The organism is Bordetella bronchiseptica, assembly GCF_900636925.1.
GTDB classification, from domain to species: Bacteria; Pseudomonadota; Gammaproteobacteria; order Burkholderiales; family Burkholderiaceae_B; genus Bordetella; species Bordetella pertussis.
This window is the reverse complement of the sequence record NZ_LR134326.1, coordinates 616,373-637,369: the sequence shown is the minus strand read 5'-3', so window position 1 is coordinate 637,369 and position 20,997 is coordinate 616,373. Positions and strand designations below refer to the sequence as shown.

General features: G+C 69.6%; 23 protein-coding genes. 11 read left to right on the top strand and 12 right to left on the bottom strand.

Features of this window, described 5'->3' with window-relative positions:
* Window positions 1-11: 11 nt before the first annotated feature.
* The 6 genes from EL288_RS03030 to EL288_RS03005 form a co-directional block, all read right to left on the bottom strand.
* Window positions 12-1,121 carry a DUF3426 domain-containing protein gene (locus EL288_RS03030; protein WP_010927115.1) on the bottom strand — a complete coding sequence of 370 codons (1,110 nt, stop codon included), beginning with the start codon at window positions 1,119-1,121 and terminating at the stop codon, window positions 12-14.
* Window positions 1,122-1,146: 25 nt separating this feature from the next.
* Window positions 1,147-2,070, bottom strand: coding sequence for a 50S ribosomal protein L11 methyltransferase (gene prmA, locus EL288_RS03025; protein ID WP_003814950.1), 924 nt, complete (start codon window positions 2,068-2,070; stop codon window positions 1,147-1,149).
* Between the two features lie 18 nt (window positions 2,071-2,088).
* Window positions 2,089-3,435, bottom strand: coding sequence for an acetyl-CoA carboxylase biotin carboxylase subunit (accC, locus tag EL288_RS03020; protein WP_003814951.1), 1,347 nt, complete (start codon window positions 3,433-3,435; stop codon window positions 2,089-2,091).
* A gap of 9 nt (window positions 3,436-3,444) precedes the next feature.
* On the bottom strand, window positions 3,445-3,894 hold the full coding sequence (gene accB / locus EL288_RS03015) for an acetyl-CoA carboxylase biotin carboxyl carrier protein (protein ID WP_003814952.1): 450 nt from the start codon (window positions 3,892-3,894) through the stop codon (window positions 3,445-3,447).
* A gap of 89 nt (window positions 3,895-3,983) precedes the next feature.
* Window positions 3,984-4,418, bottom strand: a complete 435-nt coding sequence (gene aroQ, locus EL288_RS03010) for a type II 3-dehydroquinate dehydratase (protein ID WP_003814953.1) — start codon at window positions 4,416-4,418, stop codon at window positions 3,984-3,986.
* A gap of 78 nt (window positions 4,419-4,496) precedes the next feature.
* Entirely contained in the window at window positions 4,497-5,045 is a 549-nt protein-coding gene (locus EL288_RS03005) for a TlpA family protein disulfide reductase (RefSeq protein WP_003814954.1), read from the bottom strand.
* Between the two features lie 82 nt (window positions 5,046-5,127).
* On the opposite strand from EL288_RS03005, the gene mpl reads away from it, so the two are divergent.
* From mpl to EL288_RS02965, 8 genes are all read left to right on the top strand, one after another.
* Window positions 5,128-6,498, top strand: a complete 1,371-nt coding sequence (mpl, locus tag EL288_RS03000) for a UDP-N-acetylmuramate:L-alanyl-gamma-D-glutamyl-meso-diaminopimelate ligase (protein ID WP_003814955.1) — start codon at window positions 5,128-5,130, stop codon at window positions 6,496-6,498.
* A 10-nt stretch (window positions 6,499-6,508) separates the two neighbouring features.
* Window positions 6,509-7,102, top strand: a complete 594-nt coding sequence (locus EL288_RS02995; RefSeq protein ID WP_003814956.1) for a YqiA/YcfP family alpha/beta fold hydrolase — start codon at window positions 6,509-6,511, stop codon at window positions 7,100-7,102.
* 71 nt (window positions 7,103-7,173) lie between these two features.
* Entirely contained in the window at window positions 7,174-9,057 is a 1,884-nt protein-coding gene (locus tag EL288_RS02990; protein WP_003814957.1) for a ribonuclease catalytic domain-containing protein, read from the top strand.
* A 37-nt stretch (window positions 9,058-9,094) separates the two neighbouring features.
* Entirely contained in the window at window positions 9,095-9,994 is a 900-nt protein-coding gene (locus EL288_RS02985; RefSeq protein ID WP_004567783.1) for a TonB family protein, read from the top strand.
* Window positions 9,991-10,854 carry a shikimate dehydrogenase gene (gene aroE / locus EL288_RS02980; RefSeq protein ID WP_003814959.1) on the top strand — a complete coding sequence of 288 codons (864 nt, stop codon included), beginning with the start codon at window positions 9,991-9,993 and terminating at the stop codon, window positions 10,852-10,854. The genes EL288_RS02985 and aroE overlap by 4 nt, the downstream gene beginning before the upstream one ends.
* 20 nt (window positions 10,855-10,874) lie before the next feature.
* A complete protein-coding gene (gene mtgA, locus EL288_RS02975) occupies window positions 10,875-11,603 on the top strand; it encodes a monofunctional biosynthetic peptidoglycan transglycosylase (protein WP_003814960.1) in 729 nt (242 codons plus the stop codon).
* Window positions 11,604-11,699: 96 nt separating this feature from the next.
* On the top strand, window positions 11,700-12,878 hold the full coding sequence (gene lptG / locus EL288_RS02970) for an LPS export ABC transporter permease LptG (protein WP_033446409.1): 1,179 nt from the start codon (window positions 11,700-11,702) through the stop codon (window positions 12,876-12,878).
* Window positions 12,875-13,708, top strand: a complete 834-nt coding sequence (locus tag EL288_RS02965) for a symmetrical bis(5'-nucleosyl)-tetraphosphatase (RefSeq protein ID WP_003814962.1) — start codon at window positions 12,875-12,877, stop codon at window positions 13,706-13,708. The genes lptG and EL288_RS02965 overlap by 4 nt, the downstream gene beginning before the upstream one ends.
* A 36-nt stretch (window positions 13,709-13,744) precedes the next feature.
* Here EL288_RS02965 and EL288_RS02960 read toward each other — a convergent pair whose 3' ends face one another.
* From EL288_RS02960 to EL288_RS02935, 6 genes are all read right to left on the bottom strand, one after another.
* Window positions 13,745-14,485 (bottom strand): lysophospholipid acyltransferase family protein, encoded by a 741-nt coding sequence (locus EL288_RS02960; RefSeq protein WP_003814963.1) that lies wholly within the window; start codon window positions 14,483-14,485, stop codon window positions 13,745-13,747.
* Entirely contained in the window at window positions 14,482-15,780 is a 1,299-nt protein-coding gene (locus EL288_RS02955; protein ID WP_003814964.1) for a dihydroorotase, read from the bottom strand. Before EL288_RS02955 ends, EL288_RS02960 begins: the two co-directional genes overlap by 4 nt.
* A complete protein-coding gene (locus tag EL288_RS02950; protein WP_033459004.1) occupies window positions 15,777-16,730 on the bottom strand; it encodes an aspartate carbamoyltransferase catalytic subunit in 954 nt (317 codons plus the stop codon). Before EL288_RS02950 ends, EL288_RS02955 begins: the two co-directional genes overlap by 4 nt.
* Before the next feature lie 13 nt (window positions 16,731-16,743).
* On the bottom strand, window positions 16,744-17,145 hold the full coding sequence (gene ruvX / locus EL288_RS02945) for a Holliday junction resolvase RuvX (protein ID WP_003814967.1): 402 nt from the start codon (window positions 17,143-17,145) through the stop codon (window positions 16,744-16,746).
* Entirely contained in the window at window positions 17,138-17,743 is a 606-nt protein-coding gene (locus tag EL288_RS02940; protein WP_010927118.1) for a YqgE/AlgH family protein, read from the bottom strand. Before EL288_RS02940 ends, ruvX begins: the two co-directional genes overlap by 8 nt.
* 87 nt (window positions 17,744-17,830) lie before the next feature.
* On the bottom strand, window positions 17,831-17,995 hold the full coding sequence (locus tag EL288_RS02935) for a rubredoxin (RefSeq protein ID WP_003814980.1): 165 nt from the start codon (window positions 17,993-17,995) through the stop codon (window positions 17,831-17,833).
* A 116-nt stretch (window positions 17,996-18,111) separates the two neighbouring features.
* On the opposite strand from EL288_RS02935, the gene EL288_RS02930 reads away from it, so the two are divergent.
* The 3 genes from EL288_RS02930 to hemL are packed head-to-tail and all read left to right on the top strand — an operon-like array spanning window position 18,112 to window position 20,910.
* The gene (locus EL288_RS02930; protein ID WP_003814982.1) at window positions 18,112-18,960 is read left to right on the top strand and encodes a hydroxymethylpyrimidine/phosphomethylpyrimidine kinase; all 849 of its coding nucleotides are present in this window, start codon (window positions 18,112-18,114) and stop codon (window positions 18,958-18,960) included.
* Complete coding sequence (gene thiE / locus EL288_RS02925; protein WP_015064930.1) at window positions 18,957-19,610, top strand: thiamine phosphate synthase; 654 nt, start codon at window positions 18,957-18,959, stop codon at window positions 19,608-19,610. Before EL288_RS02930 ends, thiE begins: the two co-directional genes overlap by 4 nt.
* A 16-nt stretch (window positions 19,611-19,626) precedes the next feature.
* A complete protein-coding gene (hemL, locus tag EL288_RS02920; RefSeq protein ID WP_003814987.1) occupies window positions 19,627-20,910 on the top strand; it encodes a glutamate-1-semialdehyde 2,1-aminomutase in 1,284 nt (427 codons plus the stop codon).
* The last annotated feature ends 87 nt before the right edge of the window (window positions 20,911-20,997 follow it).

Below are 20,997 nucleotides of genomic sequence, written 5' to 3'. Positions count from 1 at the left end.
GCTGGAGTCCTTCATGGGAAGAATTTATCGAGTTGGTAGCCATTGACCTGCAGCCCGGCCACTTCGACCGGGATGGCAAGGTTGATTTCGCTGCCGGCCGCGAACGCGGGCCCGGCCTGCGAGGGCAGGTAATCCTGGGGCAGAATGATTTTGCGCGCCACGACGGTATCGGAGATATCGGTCAGATCGAGCACCAGCGCCGGCCATTCCTGGGGCCGGTCGTAGCGGTTGCGCAGCACCACGTTCAGCGTCAGCCGGGTGCGGGCGTCGTCGCCCTGCGCGGCGCCGGCGGCCGGCCGCAGCGACGATGACGTGATGGAAATGCGTTCGATGCGGCGCGCATGGCCCACGCTGCATTGCAGCGGCACGCAGGCTTGTTCGAGCACCGGCCGCAAGGCCGGCGCGGCGCCGGCGATGGCGCCGCGATAGACGTAGACCAGCTGCGCGGCCAGCGCCAGCACGCCCAGCACGCAGGCGTAGGCCCACAGGCGCCGCACCAGCTGGCGCGCCTGGATGCGGTCATCATCGAGGAACTCGGGCGGCGTACGGCCGCTGTCGACGGCGTTGGAATAGCGCGTACGGACTTCGCCGGGCACCTGCACCGCATCCTCGGCGTCGGCCGCAGCGCAGGCCGTGGCCGTGCGGCCGATCCGGAACGCCGGCTCCCGGTCGTCGTGCGCCGGATCGCGCGGCAATATCGGACGCCAGCCGGCCTCTGCGGACTCGGGGCGCGGCGCCGCGTCCCAATCGGCCTCGTCTTCGGGCGCGCCATCGGCCATCGCGTCGGGTTCGTCTTCGTCCACGGGCGGGGCGTCGCCGCGTTGCATGTCGGCGCGGCCACGCAGTACGGCCGGCGGCGCCTGGGTGGCCGGGGCCGCCGGCTCGGACGCCGCCCGATGGGCGTAAGGCGGATCGAAGGGCGGATCGGACGGCGGCGCGGACGGGACCGGCGGCGCTGCGGCGCGCGGCGCGCCGGCATCGGGCGCCGGGACCAGGCAGGCCCGGCCATCGAACACCGTGGCGCATTCGCCGCAGCGCACCAGCCCGTTGCGTACACGCAGTTGGTCGGCCACCACCCTGAAGGCGGCGCCACATTGCGGACAACGGGTGGTCAGCGCCATGAGACGGCCTCCTGCCCGCGGCCGCTCAGGCCTTTACGCCATGCAGGCAGACCCAGCCGTCGCGCTCGCGCCAGACGGACATGGTCAGCCAGGGCGCATAGGCCGCGGCCACTTCGTCGGCCTGGCGCTCGAGCACGCCCGAGAGCACCAGATGGCCGCCCGGCGCGACGCGCCCGGCCAGCATGGGCGCCAGCACCTTGAGCGGATTGGAGAGGATGTTCGCCACCACGACCTGGAACTCGCCGGCCGGCAGCGCATCGGGCAGCATGGCCTGCAGGCGTACCTGGTTGACCTCGGCATTGTCGACGGTGGACTGCACGGCCTGCGGATCGATGTCCACCGCCACGGTCTCGCCCGCGCCCAGCTTGCGCGCGGCAATGGCCAGGATGCCCGAGCCGCAGCCGTAGTCCAGCAAGCGCGCGCCGGCGGGCAGCTCGGCTTCCAGCCAGGCCAGGCACAAATGGGTGGTGGGATGGCTGCCGGTGCCGAACGCCAGGCCCGGATCGAGTTCGATATGAATCGCGTCGCGCGCGGCGTCGGGCACCAGGCCCGGCACGGCGGGGTCGTCGCGGTGCCAGCTGGGCACGATCCAGAGCCGCTCCGAAATCGGGATGGGGCCGAACTGCGACTGGGTCAGGCGCACCCAGTCGGCGTCCGGCACCTCGCGCAGGGACCAGCCATGCGCCAGCGCCGGATCCAGCCCGGCGGCGGCGATGGCCTGTTCGAGGATCTGCGCCGGATCGGCGCCGTCGGGCAGCAAGGCCACCACGCAATTGCGTTCCCAGGCCTGGACCTGCGGCTCGGTGCCCGGCTCGCCGAACAGCGGCCGCTCGGCCTCGGTGCCAAGGTCGGCGTCCTCCACCGAGACGGACAGCACGCCGGCCTCCAGCAGCGCATCGGACAGCGCGTCGGCCTGCGCCTCGCGGCAATTTAGGACCAGTTCACGCATGACTAGGATTTCCGTGAATCAGGGCCGCTGCGCCAGTTTGTGCTCCAGATAATGGATGCTGGTGCCGCCCTCGATGAAGCGCGCATCCTGCAGCAGTTCGCGATGCAGCGGGATGTTGGTGGAAATGCCCTCGACCACCATCTCGGACAGGGCGATGCGCATGCGCGCCAGCGCCTGTTCGCGCGTGTCGCCATAGGTGATGACCTTGGCGATCATCGAATCGTAGTTGGGCGGAACAAAGTAGCCGTTGAAGGCGTGCGAATCGATGCGCACGCCGGGGCCGCCCGGCACATGCCAGTTGGTGATGCGGCCCGGGCTGGGCACGAAACGGAACGGATCCTCGGCGTTGATCCGGCATTCCAGGGCATGGCCCTTGAACTGGATGTCGCGCTGGCGCAGCGTGAACTTCTCGCCGGCGGCGATCAGGATCTGCTGCTGGACCACGTCCACGCCGGTGATCAGTTCGGTGACCGGGTGCTCGACCTGGATACGGGTGTTCATTTCGATGAAATAGAACTCGCCGTTCTCGTACAGGAACTCGAACGTGCCCGCGCCGCGGTAGCCCATCTTGCGGCATGCGTCGGCGCAACGATCGCCGATGCGTTCGATCAGCCGGCGCGGAATGCCGGGCGCCGGCGCCTCTTCGATGACTTTCTGGTGGCGGCGCTGCATCGAGCAGTCGCGCTCGCCCAGCCACACGGCGTTGCGGCCGCCGTCGGCCAGCACCTGGATCTCCACGTGGCGCGGATTCTCCAGGAACTTCTCCAGATAGACTTCGGGATTGTTGAACGCCGCGCCGGCTTCCGAGCGCGTCATGTTGACCGCGTTCAGCAGCGCAGCTTCGGTGTACACCACGCGCATGCCGCGCCCGCCGCCGCCGCCGGAAGCCTTGATGATGACCGGATAGCCCACTTCGCGCGCGATGCGCAGGATCTCCTGCGGATCGTCCGGCAAGGCGCCCTCCGACCCCGGCACGACCGGCACGCCGGCCTCGATCATGGCGCGCTTGGCGCTGACCTTGTCGCCCATCTGGCGGATGGTTTCGGGACGCGGGCCGATGAAGACGAAGCCGCTCTTTTCGACGCGCTCGGCAAAATCGGCGTTCTCGGCCAGAAAGCCGTAGCCCGGGTGGATCGCCTCGGCGTCGGTCACCTCGGCCGCCGAGATCAGGGCCGGCATGTTGAGGTAGCTCTCGCGCGACGGCGCCGGGCCGATGCAGACCGACTCGTCGGCCAGGCGCACATACTTGGCGGTGCGGTCGGCCTCGGAGTGCACGACGACGGTTTTGATGCCCAGCTCGCGGCAGGCGCGCTGGATCCGCAGGGCGATCTCGCCGCGATTGGCGATCAGGATCTTTTCAAACATGTTGACCTATCAGCCAATAATGAACAGCGGCTGGCCGTACTCGACCGGCTCACCGTTCTCGACCAGGATTTCTTTGATCACGCCAGCCTTGTCGGCTTCGATCTCGTTGAGCAGCTTCATCGCCTCGATGATGCACAGCGGGTCGCCTTCCTTGACCGACTGCCCGACATCGACGAAAGGCGCGGCGCCGGGATTGGGCGCGCGGTAGAAGGTGCCGACCATGGGCGCCTTGACCACATGGCCCTGCGGCGCCGCGGGCGCCGCCTCGGCGGCGGGCGCGGCAGCCGCCGCAGGAGCGGCGGCCGGGGCGACGGCCTCGGGCATGTGATAGGCAACCGGCTGCAGGGCTTGCGAGAACTTGACGATGCGAACCTTGCCTTCGCCTTCGGTGATTTCAAGCTCGGCGATACCCGATTCAGCCACGAGGTCGATCAGGGTTTTGAGTTTTCGGAGGTCCATAGAAGCTGCTTCCCGATTGTGTTTTGGCCGCGCCCGTACTTCCGGGCCGCGTCAGATTGCTGTAGATGTGAGAGATGCCGGGGCGAGGATCAGTGGCGCGCCGCGTAGCGCAGCGCCGCCTCGTAGCCATCGGCGCCCAGGCCGGTAATCAGGCCTATCGCCAGATCGGACAGATAAGAATGCTGCCGGAATGAATCGCGCTTATACAGGTTGGACAAATGTACTTCAATAAACGGTATGGCCACCGCCGCCAGCGCATCGCGGATCGCGACACTGGTGTGCGTGTAGGCGGCCGCGTTGATGATGATGAAATCGGTACCGTCGGCCGCCGCTGCCTGGATGCGCTCGACCAGCGCACCTTCGTGATTGCTTTGCCACGAGGTCAGCGCCACGCCGAGCTGGCCGGCCAGCGCCGCCAAGCCCTGGTCGATCTGCGCCAGCGTCAGGCTGCCGTAGATATGAGGCTCCCGGGTGCCGAGCAGATTCAGGTTGGGACCATGCAAAACAAGAATGCGTTGCGCCATGGAGCTTGCCAAACTGTTGGCAATACGAGCGATAAACCGCCTTTTTAACGCCAAAACGGCCTATTTGTCCAACCGAATTCAAGCCGACAGGCCGGCCACGCTGCGATCCAGGTCATCGTAGACAATCTGGCCCAGAATTTTGCGCTTCATGCTGCCATCTGCCGACAAAAGCAGCGTAAAAGGCAGACCGCCACTAGGGTTGCCCAGGCTGCGCAGGGTATCGATGGCGCCCGCGCCCATTACCAGCAAGGGATAGGACACGGGGATTTTCTCGACGAATTTGCGCATATTGTCGGCAGTATCGACGCCGATACCCACAAACCGTACCTGCGGATATTTTTTCTGCAGGGCGTCCAGTTCGGGCATTTCCTTGACGCAGGGTGCGCACCAGGTAGCCCAGAAATTGACCACCAGGGGCTGGCCGCCCCAGTCGGCCAGCTTGCGCGGCGTGCCCTGCAGATCGGGCAGGGCGAGCTGGCGCAGCTGCGCCAGCGGGTCGCCGGCGCCTTCGGCCGGCGCAGCCGCCGACGGCGCCGGGCGCGCGTTACGGCGCTCGGCCAGGAAATACCCGCCGGAGGCGGCGGCTGCCGCGGCCACGCCAGCGTACAGAAAAAGACGACGATTCATGGCGCGATCATAACAATGCGCGCGCGCCGGGGATACCGGCGCGCCCCGCGCCAGCCTCTACAATGCCGCACAGGAGAACACCATGCACCTGCATATTCTTGGTATTTGCGGCACTTTCATGGGTGGCCTGGCGCTGATCGCGCGCTCGGCCGGCCACAAGGTCACCGGCTGCGACGCCGGCGTCTACCCCCCGATGAGCACCCAGCTGGCCGAGCAGGGCATCGAGCTGATCGAAGGCTTCGGCGCCGACCAGCTGGCGCTGGCCCCCGACCTGTTCGTGATCGGCAACGTGGTCAGCCGCGGCAACCCGCTGATGGAAGCCATCCTGGACAGCGGCGCCCGCTATATATCCGGCCCGCAATGGCTGGGCGAGCACATCCTGCCCGGCGCGCACGTGCTGGCCGTGGCCGGCACCCACGGCAAGACCACTACCAGCTCCATGCTGGCCTGGATCCTGCAATGCGCGCAACGCCAGCCCAACTTCCTGATCGGCGGCGTCGCGCCCGACCTGCAGGTGTCGGCGCGCTACGCGCCTGGCGCCCGCCCCTTCGTGATCGAGGCCGACGAGTACGACACGGCCTTTTTCGACAAGCGCTCGAAGTTCGTGCACTACCGGCCGCGCACCGCCATCCTGAACAACCTGGAATACGATCACGCCGACATCTTCCCCGATCTGGCCGCCATCGAGACCCAGTTCCATCACCTGGTGCGCACGGTGCCGTCCAACGGCCAGCTGGTGCTGCCGACCGACGCGCCGGCGCTCGAACGCGTGCTCGAGCGCGGCTGCTGGACCCCGGTGGCGCGTTTCGGCCCCGGCGGCCAATGGCAGGCCGGCCCCGCCGATGAGCAAGGCGCCTTCGAAGTCAGCGTGGACGGCCGCGATGCCGGCACGGTGCGCTGGACGCTGGGCGGCGAGCACAACCGCCGCAACGCCCTGGCGGCGCTGGCGGCGGCCCGGCACGCGGGCGTGGCGCCGGCCGAAGGCATCGAGGCGCTGTCGCGCTTTGGCGGCGTCAAGCGCCGCATGGAACTGCGCGGCACGGTCAACGGCATACGCGTCTACGACGATTTCGCGCACCATCCCACCGCCATCGCCACCACCATCGAGGGGCTGCGCCGGCAGGTAGGCGCGGCCCGCATCCTGGCCGTGCTCGAGCCGCGCTCGAACACCATGAAGCTGGGCACGATGGCGGCGCGCCTGCCCGAGGCGCTGGCCGGCGCCGACCTGGTGTTCTGCTTCGGCGATCACGCCGGCAAGCACGCGCTGGGCTGGGACCCGGCCCGGGTGCTGGCGCCGCTGGGCGAACGCGCCGCCGGCTACGACGACCTGCCGGCGCTGGTGCGCGCGGTCGCGGCGGCGGCCCGGCCGGGCGACCATGTGCTGGTCATGAGCAATGGCGGCTTCGGCGGCGTGCACGGCAAGCTGCTCGACGCCCTGGCCCAACCCCGCTGAAGGCGCCGCGATGCCCATCCTGTACCTGCACGGTTTCCGTTCTTCGCCCGACTCGTTCAAGGCGCGCCTGCTGGCGCAGGCCATGCACCAACGCGGCCTGGCCGGCCAATGGCAATGCCCGCAACTGCCGGCCAGCCCGCGGCAGGCCGCCGAGCTGGCGCTGGCGCTGGCCCGGGAGCAACTGGCCGGGCAGCAGGATCCCCGCCGGCTGACAGTGATCGGCTCGTCGCTGGGCGGCTATTACGCCACCTGGCTGGCCGAACGGCTGGGCTGCCAGGCCGTGCTGCTGAACCCGGCGGTGCAGGCGGCGCGCGATCTGGCCACCCAGGTCGGCGAACATCGCATGTATCATTCCGACGCGCCGTTCCACTTCCTGCCCGAGTATGTCGAGGAACTGCGCGCCCTGTACGCGGACCCGCTCACCCATCCCGAACGCTACTTCCTGGTGGCGGCCACGGGCGACGAGGTGCTGGACTGGCGGGAGATGCGCGATCGCTACCCCGGCTGCCGCCAGCGTATCGTGCAGGGCGGCGACCACGGCCTGTCGGACTTCCCGCGCTGGATGCCCGAGGTCCTTGAATTTGCCCTGGGTTCGCCCCACTGATTATTAATATACGGATAGGCCGCAATGTGCCGGGGCGCTCCTGACGCCGCCGCGCCCGATGGATTCTCACTATGTACGTGTTTTACGACGACGACGGCGGCTTCAAGGCCGGCAATATCCTGTCCGAGACCGACGCCAGCCTGCAGGTTGAGTCGGAAACGGGCAAGCGCAGCAAGATCAAGCGCGCCAGCACCCTGTTCACCTTCGCGGCGCCGGAGCCGGCCGCGCTGATGGCCCAGGCGGCCACGCTGGCCGAGGACATCGACCTGCAGTTCCTCTGGGAGTGCGCGCCGCAGGAGGAATTCGACGCGCCCGCGCTGGCGGCCGAGTACTTCGGCCACGCCCCCGGCCCGGTCGAGCAGGCCGCCCTGCTGATGCGCCTGCACGGCGCGCCGGCCTATTTCCATCGCCGCGGCAAGGGCCGCTACCGCCCGGCCCCGCCCGACATCCTGGCCGCCGCCCTGGCCGCGCTGGAGAAAAAGCGCCTGCAGGCCGAACAGCAGCAGCAGTGGATCGACGAAATGGCCCAGGGCCGCCTGCCCGAGGCCATCGCCCTGGCGGCCGAATCGCTGCTGGTGCGTCCGGACAAGAATTCGATGCAGTGGAAGGCGTTCGACGCCGCCTGCACCCAGCTGCAGAAGACGCCCGAGCGCCTGCTGCTGGACCTGGGCGCCTGGCCGCATCCGCTGGCGCTGCACAAGCGGCGCTTCCTGGCCGTGAACTTCCCCAGGGGCGTGGGATTTCCGGCCATGGACGTGCCGTCGATCGAACGCGAACTGCCGCTGGCCGAGGGCGAGATCTACTCGGTCGACGACATCACCACCACCGAGATCGACGACGCGCTGTCGGTCAGCGCCCTGCCCGACGGCAAGATCCGCGTCGGCATCCACGTCGCCGCGCCCGGACTGGCCATTACGCGCGGCAGCGAACACGACAAGCTGGCGCGCACCCGCCTGTCCACGGTCTACATGCCGGGCGAGAAGATTCCGATGCAGCCCGACAATGTGATCCAGGCGTTTTCGCTGGACGCGGGCCGGCCGGTGCCGGCCGTGTCGCTGTATGTCACGGCCGACCCGCGCACCGGCGCGATCGAAGCCTCGGAAACCCGCCTGGAACGCATCGTGGTGCGCGAGAACCTGCGCCACAACGACCTGGACGCGCAGATTTCCGAAGCCGCGCTGGCCGATCCGGACGCCCCCCTGGCTTATGGCCACTGGCTGCGGCCGCTGTGGCAGCTGGCGCAGGCGCTGGGCGCGCAGCGCGAAGCCGTGCGCGGCAAGCCCGAAAACAATACGCGGGTCGAATACAGCTTCTACCTGGACGGCAGCCCGGACGACCCGGATACCCCGGTGCGGCTGGTGCCGCGCCAGCGCAACGCGCCGCTGGACCGCATGGTGGCCGAGTACATGATCCTGGCCAACAACATCTGGGGCGGCCTGCTGAACCAGCACGGCGTGCCGGGCATCTACCGCTCGCAGCAGGCCGGCCGGGTGCGCATGAGCACGCAGGCGCTGCCGCACGAAGCGATCGGCGTGCCGCAATATGCCTGGAGCACCTCGCCGCTGCGCCGCTATGTCGACCTGGTCAACCAGTGGCAATTGATCGCGGCCGTCGAGCACGGCGTGTCGGCGCGCCTGGTGGCGCCCTTCAAGCCGCGCGACGCCGACCTCTATGCCATCATCGGCGCGTTCGACGCGCAGTATGCGGCCTGGGCTGATTTCCAGAACGCCATGGAGCGCTATTGGTGCATGCGCTGGCTCAAGCAGCAGGGAATCAGCCGCACGACCGCCCACGTGCTGCGCGAGGACCTGGTGCGCCTGGCCAACGCGCCGCTGGTCACGCGCGTGGGCGGCCTGCCCGAGCTGGAACGCGGCGCGGCGGTGCAGATCGACATCATGAATATGGACGAACTGGCGCTGGAGCTGGACTGCCGCTACCTGGGGCCGGCGGACTGAGATCACGCCGCGCGCCGGTTCGCCCTAAAATGCACGGGTGCGACGCTCCGCTTCCTCCTCTTCGATCCTGACGCGCTTCTGGCGCTGGCTGGGCGCCCCCGCCCAGCACTACCTGCTGGTCGGCACGGCCATCTCGCTGCTGGTGCACGCCGGCGCGCTGGCTTGGCGCTTCGCCGGGCCAGCGCCCGCGCGCCCCCAGGCCTCGACGCTGGAGATCGTGCTGGTCAACGCCCGCACCGACAGCGCGCCGGTCACGGCGCAGGTGCTCGCGCAAAGCCAGGTCGATGGCGGCGGCAACGCCGCGCGCGGGCTGGCCGCCACGCCGCTGCCGCAGACCGGCCGCAACGCCGAGACCATCGTGCTGGAAGCCATGCGCAAGCGCCAGGCGCAACTGGAGGCCGAGCAGGACCGGCTGCTGACGCAGCTGCAGTCGCAGGCCAGGACCGGCCAGGAGCGCCAGCCGGTGCACCCATGGCCGGACGCCTCCGAACCCGGGCTGGACCCGCGCGAACAACCCGGCGTGATCCAGAACGCCCAGATCGCCACGCTGGCCAGCCGGGTGCAAGCCTACAACGCCCAGCCGCGCAAGGAATTCGTGGCCCCGGCCGCCCAGGCCTCGCGCCATGCCGCCTACCTGGACGCCTGGCGCACCCGCATCGAAACCATCGGCACGCGCCACTACCCCGAAGACGCGCGCGGCCGCATCTACGGCTCGCTGCGCATCACCGTCACGGTGCGCGCCGACGGCAGCCTGGCCGATTTCGAGATCGACCAGCCCTCGCCGCACGCCGTGCTGAACCAGGCGGCGCGCCGCATCGTGCAGATGGCCGCGCCATTCCCGCCGTTCCCGCCCGAGATGGCGCGCGACACCGACGTGCTGGTCATCACGCGCACCTGGCATTTCGTCAACGACTCCCTGGAAACGACCGCCCCATGACCCTGCCGGCCTCTCCGCCCCGCTATGCCGTCATCGGCAATCCGATCGCGCACAGCCGCTCGCCGCAGATCCACGCCATGTTCTCGGCCCAGACCGGCCGCCCGCTGCGCTACGAGCGGCTGCTGGCGCCCGTGGACGGCTTCCTGCCCACCGTGCAGGCCTTCCGCGAGAGCGGCGGGCTGGGCCTGAACGTGACCGTGCCCTTCAAGCTGGAAGCCTACGCGCTGGCCGAGGCGCGCCTGTCCGAGCGGGCGCGGCTGGCCGGCGCCGTCAATACCTTGTCGTGGCGCGACGGCGCCTGGCACGGCTGCAATACCGACGGCGTCGGGCTGGTCAACGACCTGCTGCGCCTGGGCGTGGCGCTGGCCGGCGCGCGGGTGCTGCTGGTGGGCGCCGGCGGCGCCGCGCGCGGCGTACTGCAGCCGCTGGCCGCGGCCGGCTGCGCCCGCATCCATATCGTCAACCGTACCGCCGCGCGCGCCGCCGAGCTGGCGGCCGCCTGGCGCGCCGCGGCGCCGCGCACCGGCACGCAGGTCAGCGCCGGCGCCCTGGCCCAGGCCGCCGAACCCGGCGGCTGGGACGTGGCCATCAACGCCACGGCCAGCGGCCTGCAGGACGCGGCGCCGGACCTGCCCGGCGGCCTGTACGCGCCCGACGCCCTGGCCTACGACATGATGTACGGCGCGCGGCCCACCGCCTTCATGCGCCAGGCCGAGGCCGACGGCGCGGCGCGCTGCGCCGACGGCCTGGGCATGCTGGTCGGCCAGGCCGCCGAGAGCTTCCATATCTGGCACGGCGTGCGGCCCGACCCCGGGCCGGTGCTGCTGGCCCTGCGCACCGAACTGCTGGCCGCGGGCTAGCCGCAATCCGCCGCCCGCCCATGCCCAAGCCCACCGCGCGCCGCCTGAACTGGTTCCGGGTCATCACCGCCGTCATCATGGCGGTGCTGTGCATCGCCATCCTGTACCAATTGTGGATGTTCTCCCTGGTGGTCTGGTACGCCTACCGCGACCCGGGCAGCAGCGCCATCATGCGGCAGGAGCTGGCGCGCCTGCGCGAACGCGACCCCGAGGCCGAGCTGAAGTACCAGTGGGTGCCCTACGACCGCATCAGCAATACGCTCAAGCAGGCGGTCGTAGCGTCCGAGGACGCCAACTTCACCGAGCACGACGGCGTCGAGTGGGATGCCATCCGCAAGGCCTGGGAATACAACCAGCGGCAGGCCGAACGCGGCCGCACCAAGATGCGCGGCGGCTCGACCATCACCCAGCAACTGGCCAAGAACCTGTTCCTGTCCGGGTCGCGCAGCTACCTGCGCAAGGGCCAGGAACTGGTGCTTGCCTACATGATCGAGCATGTCATGCCCAAGGAGCGCATCCTGGAGCTGTACCTGAATGTCGCGGAATGGGGCGTGGGGGTGTTCGGCGCCGAGGCGGCGGCCCGGCATTATTACAATACCAGCGCGGCGCGGCTGGGCGCAGGCCAGGCGGCCAGGCTGGCTGCCATGCTGCCCAATCCCCGCTACTATGACCGCCACCGCAACACCGGTTACCTGAACTCGCGCACCGCCACGCTGACACGCCGCATGCGCATGGTCGAGATTCCCTGACCAGGAGTGCGGGCCCCGGTTACCCGGGGCTGCGCCAACCGCCGCGTTTTTGTTAACCTGTCACGTTTCCGCGCTTTATCTGCCGCATCACCCACCATGCGTACCGCACGCCGCTATCTGGCTCGTGAAATCTACCGCTCCTGTGCAGTGGTCCTGCTGGCCCTGCTGGGGCTGTTCACGTTTTTCGCGCTGGTCGACGACCTGGACAACGTGGGCGACAAGTTCAGCATGCTGGCGCTGTTCTACATGCAGGCGCTGGCCCTGCCCACCCGGCTGTACGATCTGCTGCCCATCGGCCTGCTGATCGGCGCGATCCTGGCGCTGGCCGGCCTGGCGCAGCGCAACGAGCTGGTCATCCTGCGCGTCTCGGGGGTCAGCGGCATGCGGCTGCTGGGCATGCTGTGGGTCATTACCATTCCGCTGATGATAGGCGCGACGCTGCTGTCCGAATTCGTCACGCCGGCGGCCGAGATCAAGAGCGGCGAGGCCGACCTGACGTTCCGCGGCAAGGCCGGCGGCGGGCGCCTCAACAGCGGCTACTGGTTCAAGGAACCCACCCCGCAGAACGGCACCCGCATCATCAATATCAAGACCCTGCTGGCCGACGGCCAGGTCAAGGACGTCACGCTGTACGAGTTCCGCTCCGACCTGGAAATGACCGCGCTGTGGACCGCGCCCAACGGCCGGTTCAGCCGCGGCGACCTGGTGCTCACCGACGTCAGCGAAACCCGCATCGACGAGCACGCCCCGTCGGCCCTGGCCGACGCCAAGCAGCCCAAGGAGCCGCCGGCGCGGGTCACCAAGGTGCCCGAACTCAAGCTGGACACGACGCTCAGCCCCGAGCGCCTGCTGGCGCGGGTGCTCACGCCCGAACGCATGTCGGCGCTGACCCTGGTCGACTACATCGAATACCTGCGCCACAACCAGCTGCAATACGACCGCCAGGTCGTGGCGCTGTGGCGCAAGCTGGTCTATCCGTTTACCCTGTTGGTAATGATCACCATCGCGGCGCCCATCGGCTTCATGCAGACCCGCCGCGGCGGCGTGGGCGCCAAGGTCTTCATCGGCATCCTGCTGGGCGTGGGCTTCTTCATGCTGAACCAGCTGGCGCTGAACGTCGGCATGCTCAGCCGCTGGCCGCCCTGGATCACGGCGCTGGGACCGAACCTCGGCGCCCTGCTGCTGGCTTTCGGCGCGCTGTCGATGATGGAATACCGTCACGCCATGGCGCGTTTCATGCAACACCGCTGGCCTTGGAGAAAAGTTCCTGCATGAAAGGCAGTATCTGGACCATAGGCGACGTGCAGGGCTGCTGCGCGCCGCTCGCAGAATTGCTGGCGCACCCCGAGATCGCCGGCGATACCGACAGTCGTTTCTGGTTTGCCGGCGACCTGGTCAACCGCGGCCCGCAATCGCTGGCCGTGCTGCGGCGCATCATGGCCATGGGCGAGCGCTGCACGGCCGTGCTGGGCAATCACGACCTGCATTTGCTGGCGGCCTACGCGGGCGTGCGCAAACCCTCCAAGTCCGACACGCTGGACGAGGTGCTGCAGGCGCCCGATGCCGTCGACCTGATCGACTGGCTGCGGTTCCGGCCGCTGGCCCACTACGAAGCGGGCCACCTGATGGTGCACGCGGGCGTGCTGGCCAAATGGGACGTCGCCAAGACCCTGGCGCTGGCCGGCGAGGTCGAGCAGGCCTTGCGCGGCCCGAACTGGCGCAAGGCGCTGCAGAAGATGTACGGCAACGAGCCCGCCACCTGGAAGGACGACCACACGGGCGGCAAGCGCATGCGCGTCATCATCAATGCCCTGACCCGCATCCGCCTGTGCACCCCGTCCGGCCACATGGAGTTCGCCACCAAGGTGGCGCCGGGCGCCTGGCCGGCCGGCCTGGTGCCCTGGTTCGATGTGCCCAACCGCGCCACCCGCGACGTCACGGTCGTGTTCGGCCACTGGTCGACGCTGGGCCTGCTGATGCGCCCCGACGTCATCTGCCTGGATACCGGTTGCGTATGGGGCGGCGCGCTGAGCGCCCTGCGCCTGCATGACCGCAAACTCGTGCAGGTGAAATGCAAACGTTTTCAGGATCCCAACGGCGACTGAACGCCGCCGCGGGCGGCCACGCGCCGCCCGGGCCGGCTACAGCTCGCCGGCGATGGCGTTGCGCGCCATGTGCGAGAGCTCCAGCCGGGTCGGCTGATGCCCTTCGGCATGCTGCGTAGGCAGGGGCTCCAGGAACACCACCTCCACCGCCAGCCTGGTCGTCCCCAATACCCGCCACAGATTGGCCACCAGGGTTTCCTCGCCGACGAAAGCGGCAAAGCCGCTGCGCTGGCCGCGATGCATGAACCGCAGCGCCACCGGCTGGATATCCACGCCTTCGGCGCGCGCCGGCTCGAACAGGCTGGCATGGAACGGGCGGGTCGTGAAGCCTTCGGTCGTCGTGCCCTCGGGAAACAGGCCCACGGCATCGCCGCGGGCGAAGCAGTCATGGATCGACTGCCCCATGGCATGCACCGCGTGGCGCTGCGTCCGGTCGATGAACAAGGTACCCGCGCCGGCGGCAAGGTAGCCGATGACCGGCCAGGCGCGGATCTCGCTCTTGGCCACGAACGACGTCGCGCGCACCGAGTTGACCACGAAGATGTCGATCCACGAGACATGGTTGGCGACCCACAGCACGCCGCCTCGCAGGCGCGGCGCGCCGCGCACATGCACGGCAATGCCGCACAGCCGCATCAGGCACGCCGACCAGTACCGGTTCAGCCGGGCCCGCTGGTCCTGGCGCAGCCCCCGGTACACCAGGGTCACGCACAGCAGGCCGAACAGCACCCAGGGCACCACCAGGAACACGCGGAAAACGAAGCGCAGCAGTTTCAAGCAGGGGTCTCCCAGACCGTACGCCCCGCCACCAGGGTCGCCCGTACACGGCCGGGCAGCATCATACCCGCGAACGGCGTGTGCACGCTGCGGCTGCGCATGGCGGCCGGCGCGGCGGTCCAGTCGGCGTCCAGGTCGACCAGGCACAGGTCGGCCGGCGCGCCCGCCGCCAGTTCGCCGCAGGGCGGCAGCGCCGCCGTGGCGGCGCGCAGGATGGCCGCCGGCGCGCTGGTGACCAGGGCCAGCGCCCGCGCCAGGGGCACGCGTTCGCGCTGCGCCCATTTCAGCGTCAGCGACAACAGCAGCTCCAGGCCGCTGGCGCCCGCCTCGGCCTCGGCGAAGGGCAGCAGCTTGCCGGTATCGCCGACCGGCCTGTGGTCGGAGCAGATGGCATCGATGGTGCCATCCGCCAGCCCGGCGACGATCGCATCGCGGTCGCGCTGGCCGCGCAGCGGCGGGTCGAGGCGAAAGCGGCTGTCGAAAAAGCCGATGTCCACATCGGTCAGGTGGATCTGGTGGGCGGCCACGTCGCAGGTGAGCGGCAGGCCCTCGCGGCGCGCGGCGCGCACCAGCGCCACGCCGGCTGCGCTGGACAGGCGCATCAGGTGCACGCGCGCGCCGGTGGCGCGCTGCAGTTCGAAAATCGTGTGCAGCGCCAGCGTCTCGGCCTGCACCGGCACCTCGGCCAGGCCCAGCCGCGACGCATAGGCGCCGGCCGCGGCCACGCCGTCGCGGCCCATCCAGGGGTCCAGGGGCCGCAGCCACAATGCCAGCCCGAAGGTGCGCGCGTATTGCATGGCGCGCCACAGCACCCGGGTATCGGCCACCGGCAAGCCGGCCTGGGAAAAGGCCACGCAGCCGGCCTCGGCCAGGGCGGCCATCTCGCTGAGCCGTTCGCCGCGCAGGCCCTCGGTCAGGGCGCCCAGCGGGTGCAGCTGTGCCTGGCCGGCCTGGTGCGCGCGGTGGCGCAGCATTTCCACCCGGCCCGGCTCGTCCAGCGGCGGGTCGGTATCCGGCGGCACGACCAGCCGGGTCACGCCGCCGGCCAGCGCAGCCTGCATTTCGCAGGCCAGCGGCGCGAGCCCGGCGCCGTGCACGCGCGCCGACAGGTCCACCAGGCCCGGCAGCACGGCCAGCCCGCGCGCGTCGATGTGCTGCTGCGCCTGGAAGCCCGCCGGCGCCTGGCCGATGGCGGCGATGCGGCCGTCCGCCAGGTAAAGGTCGGCGCGGGCGTCGGCGCCGCTGGCGGGATCGATCAGCCGGCCGCCGGCGATGCGTACCGTGCGCACCGTCATGGCCGTACTCCCGCGACCAGGCTCATGGCGGCCATGCGCACCGCGATGCCGAATGTCACCTGGTCCAGTATCACGGCCTGGCCGCTGTCGGCCACCTCGGAGGCAATCTCGACGCCGCGGTTCATCGGCCCCGGGTGCATCACGATGGCGTCGGGCCGGGCCAGCGCCAGGCGGGCCTGCGTCAGGCCATAGTGCTTGAAGTATTCGTGCGCCGACGGCAGCAGCGCGCCGCGCATGCGTTCGTTCTGCAGGCGCAGCATGATGACGACGTCGGCGTCGCGCAGCCCTTCTTCCATGTCGGTACAGACGCGCACGCCCATCTGCGCCAGCCCCTCGGGCAGCAGCGTGGCCGGCGCCACCACGCGCACTTCGGGCACGCCCAGCGTGGTCAGGGCGTGGATGTCGGAGCGCGCCACGCGCGAATGCAGTACGTCGCCGACGATGGCCACCGTCAGCTGGTTGAAATCGCCCTTGTGGTGACGGATGGTGTACATGTCCAGCAAGGCCTGCGTGGGATGCGCATGGCGGCCGTCGCCGGCGTTGATGACATGGACATGGGGCGCCACGTGCTGCGCGATCAGGTACGGCGCGCCGCTGGCGCCGTGGCGCACCACGAACAGGTCGGCCTGCATGGCCGACAGGTTGGCGATGGTATCGAGCAGGGATTCGCCCTTGGACGTGGACGAGGCGGCGATGTTCAGGTTGACCACGTCGGCCGACAGGCGCTTGGCGGCGATCTCGAAGGTGGTGCGCGTGCGGGTGGAGTTCTCGAAGAACAGGTTGAACACGCTTTTGCCGTGCAGCAGGGGCAGCTTGGGGAATTCCTGTCCGGGCGCCGGCACGAAGGTGGCGGCCAGGTCGAGGATCTGCTCGATGATGCGGCGCGGCAGGCCTTCGGTGGACAGCAGGTGGGTCAGCTCGCCGTGGCGATTGAGTTGGGGATTGAGCATGGGCAGCGGCAGGTCAGGGCTGCGGCAGGGTATCCAGGTAACGTTGCAATATGACGGCCGCGGCGACCGCGTCGTCGGCGGCATGCGTGCCCAGCAGTTGCTGGGCCTCCATGCTGGAGCCGCGCTCGTCGACCAGCTCGACCGCCAGGCCGAAGCGGCCGTGCAACTGGTTGGCGAAGCGGCGCGCCCGCGCGCTGGCGGGCTGCTCCTGTCCGTCCAGGGTCAGCGGCAGGCCCACCACGGCGCGCTGCGGCTGCCATTCCTGCAGCAGCTGGCCGATACGGCCGAAGCGCGCCGCGCGCGTCTCCGAGAAAATGATTTCCAGCGGGCGCGCCTGGCGGGTCAGGGTATTGCCGATGGCAATGCCGATCTTCTTTTCGCCGAAGTCGAACGCCAGCAGGGTTTCCTCAGGCATGGCCGGCGCCGCCCGCCAGCATCACCGGGTCGACGCCCAGCAGCTTAAGCGCGGCCGGGTAGCGGTCTTCGGGCGCGACATCGAAAATGATGTGCGAGTCGGCGCCCACGCTCAGCCAGGAGTTCTGCGCCATTTCGCTTTCCAGCTGCCCGGCGCCCCAGCCGGCATAGCCCAGCGTCACCAGCATGCGGGCCGGGCCGTTGCCGTCGGCCACGGCCTGCAGCACATCGCGCGAGGTGGTCAGGGCCAGCTCGCCGAGGTTGATGCTGGAGGTGTAGTCGCCGGCCGGCGCGTGCAGCACGAAGCCGCGGTCGGTCTGCACCGGTCCGCCGAAGAACACCATTTCATCCTTGACCGGGCCGATTTCCAGCTTGAGATCGATGCGCTCGAACAGCGTTGCCAGGGTCAGGTCGGTCGGCCGGTTGATCACCAGGCCCAGCGCGCCGCGCCGGGTGTGCTCGCAGATGTAGATGACCGTGCCGGCCAGGCTTCCCTCGACCACGCCAGGCATGGCCAGCAGGAACTGGTTGGAGAAATCGGTCGACAGCTCGTCGTCGTCCGGGATGTCGTCGGCGTCTGGGCGATGTGAGTCGGTCATGGCAGCCCCCTTGGTAGCGGGTAGTCGGGACAGTCGCGGCAAGCCGGCGAAGGCGGCCGCGGGCGCGGCCATCACGGCCTGGCGTGCTCAGATTTCCATCAGTTCGAAATCTTCCTTGCGCGCTCCGCATTCCGGGCAGACCCAGTTCGGCGGAACGTCTTCCCAGCGGGTGCCGGGGGCAATTCCTTCATCGGGCAGGCCAGCCTCTTCGTCATAGACCCAGCCACAGATAAGACACATCCAAGTACGCATAGTTCTCTCTTGCACTGCTGTCGCTTGCTCCGACCTCCGGGGCAAGTCCGTCAAGCATCCATTAGAATGGGCACATCTTACCGAAACACAACCGGGAGCGTCTGAGCTAGCTCAAGATGCGGCCCGATTACCCCTTTTTCGCCGTCGTTCCTGTCTTGGACTCCGTTACGCCTCCCCTCGTTCTCATTATCGGCCCCGTGGATCCGTCCGGCGCCGATGGCCTGCCCGCCGACGCAGTCAGTTGCGCCCGGCTGGGCTGCCACGCCCTGGCCGCGGTCACCGCGCTGACCGTGCAGGACACGGCCGGCATCGAAGAAGTCCACCCGGTGGCCCCCGAATTGCTCGACGACCAGGCGCGCTGCCTGCTGGAAGACATGTCGGTGCAGGCCATCAAGGTCGGCGCGCTGCTGTCGGCCGAGGCAGCCAGCGTGGCCGCGCAGATCGCCGCCGACTACAGCCACGTGCCGCTGGTGCTGCACCTGGGCCAGCGCACGCCGCTGCCGCAGGATGCCGCCGACCAGGACGACGCCGACGACCTGCTGGCCGCCACGCTGGAACTGGTGCTGCCGCAGACCGACCTGGTCGTGGTCGAGCACGTGCGCCTGGCGCAATGGCAGGCCGACGGCAGCATCGACACCAGCGGCGCGCCCTCGCCCGCCCACGCCTTGCTGGCGGGCGGCGCGCAATGGGCGCTGGTGCTGGGTTCGCCGGTGCGTCCCGGCCACCAGGTCAACATGCTGGTGGGGCCGGAGGGCCAGACCAGCACCTGGCCGTGGCAGGCCCCCCCCGACCGCAACGGCGACACGGGCGGCGTCGCCGCCATCGCGGCCGCCGCCATGCTGGCGCAGGGGATGGAAATGCCGCGCGCGGTGGAACAGGCCCTGGCGCATGCCGAACGCACCATCGCCGCCAGCTTCCTGCCCGGCATGGGCCGCCGCCTGCCCAACCGCGTGGCCCAGTCATGAAGACGCTGCGATTTCCCGCCGGGCTCTACGGCATCACCCCCGAATGGGACGATACCGACCGCCTGCTGGCGGCCGTGCGCGCCGCGGCGGCCGGCGGCATGACGGCGCTGCAATTGCGGCGCAAGCTGGCCGACGAACGCCTGCGCGCGACGCAGGCGCGCGCCCTGGCGCCGCTGTGCCGCGAGCTGGGCGTGGTGTTCCTGGTCAACGATCACTGGAAACTGGCCCTGGATGTGGGCGCCGACGGCGCGCACCTGGGGCGCGACGACGCCGACCCGGCCACCGTGCGGGCGCAGGCCGGCGCCGGCCTGCTGCTGGGCGTGTCCTGTTACAACGACCTGCGGCGCGCGGACGCCCTGCTGGCCGCCGGAGCCGACTACGTCGCCTTCGGTACGGTGTTTGCCTCGCCCACCAAGCCCGAGGCCGTGCATGCGCCGCTGCAAACCCTGACCGAGGCCCGCGCCCGGGTGCTGGCCTGCCCCGCGCCGCGTCCGGCGGTCGTCGCCATCGGCGGCATCACGCCGGCCAACGTGTCGCAGGTGGCCCAGGCCGGCGCCGATTCGGCCGCGGTCATCAGCGGCCTGTTCGAGGCGCCCGACATTCAGGCGGCCGCGCGCGCATGCGCCGCGGCTTTCTCCGTCAACCCCTAACCCTGCCGTATCCGCCATGTCCACCAACGCCGAACTCTTCGATCGCGCCTGCCGCAGCATTCCCGGCGGCGTCAATTCGCCCGTGCGCGCCTTCCGCTCCGTAGGCGGGACCCCGCGCTTCATCCAGCGCGCGCAAGGCCCCTACGTCTGGGACGCCGAGGGCAAGCAGTACATCGACTATGTCGGTTCCTGGGGCCCGGCCATCCTGGGCCATGCCCATCCCGAAGTCGTGCGCGCCGTGCAGGAAGCGGCCGTCCACGGCCTGTCGTTCGGCGCGCCCACCGAAGCCGAGGTGGAGCTGGCCGAAATGCTGATCGCCCGCCTGCCGTCGCTGGAGCAGGTGCGCCTGGTCAGCTCGGGCACCGAAGCCACCATGACGGCCATCCGCCTGGCGCGCGGCGCCACCGGCCGCCACAAGATCATCAAGTTCGAGGGCTGCTACCACGGCCACTCCGACAGCCTGCTGGTCAAGGCCGGCTCGGGCCTGCTGACTTTCGGCAACCCCAGCTCGGCCGGCGTGCCGCCGGAATTCGTCGCGCACACCCTGACCCTGGAATTCAACAACCTGGCCGCGGTCGACGCCGCGTTCAGCCAGCACGGCGCCGAGATCGCCTGCGTGATCGTCGAGCCGGTGGCCGGCAACATGAACCTGATCAAGCCGGCCGAAGGCTTCCTGGCCGGCCTGCGCGAACTGTGCACCCGCCACGGCGCGGTGCTGATCTTCGACGAGGTCATGACGGGTTTCCGCGTCGGACCGCAAGGCGTGCAGGGCCTGACCGGCGTGCGTCCGGACCTGACCACGCTGGCCAAGGTCATCGGCGGCGGCATGCCGGTGGGCGCCTTCGGCGGCCGCGCCGACCTGATGGCCCATATCGCCCCGCTGGGCGGCGTCTACCAGGCCGGCACGCTGTCGGGCAACCCGGTGGCGGTGGCCGCCGGCCTGGCGACCATGCGCCTGATCGGCGAGCCCGGATTCTACGAGCGCCTGTCGGCCCAGACCGCGCGGCTGGCCCAGGGCCTGCAGGAGCGCGCGCGCGCAGCTGGCGTGCCGTTCTCGGCCGACGCCATCGGCGGCATGTTCGGCCTGTACTTCGGTGACCGCGTCCCCGCCTCGTTCGCCGAAGTGTCGGCCTGCGACACCGAGGCCTTCAAGCGCTTCTTCCATGCCATGCTGGAGCGCGGCATCCACTTCGCGCCGTCCGCCTTCGAGGCTGGTTTCGTCTCGGCCACGCACGACGACGCCGTCATCGACGCCACCCTGGAGGCGGCCGAACAGGTGTTCGCCACGCTGCGCGCCTGATCCCGCCGCGACGGGCAGGGCCCGGCCCATCGGATTGTTACGATCCGATGGGCTTCGCTTTTTTGTTTTGGATCAAAAAAATCAGTG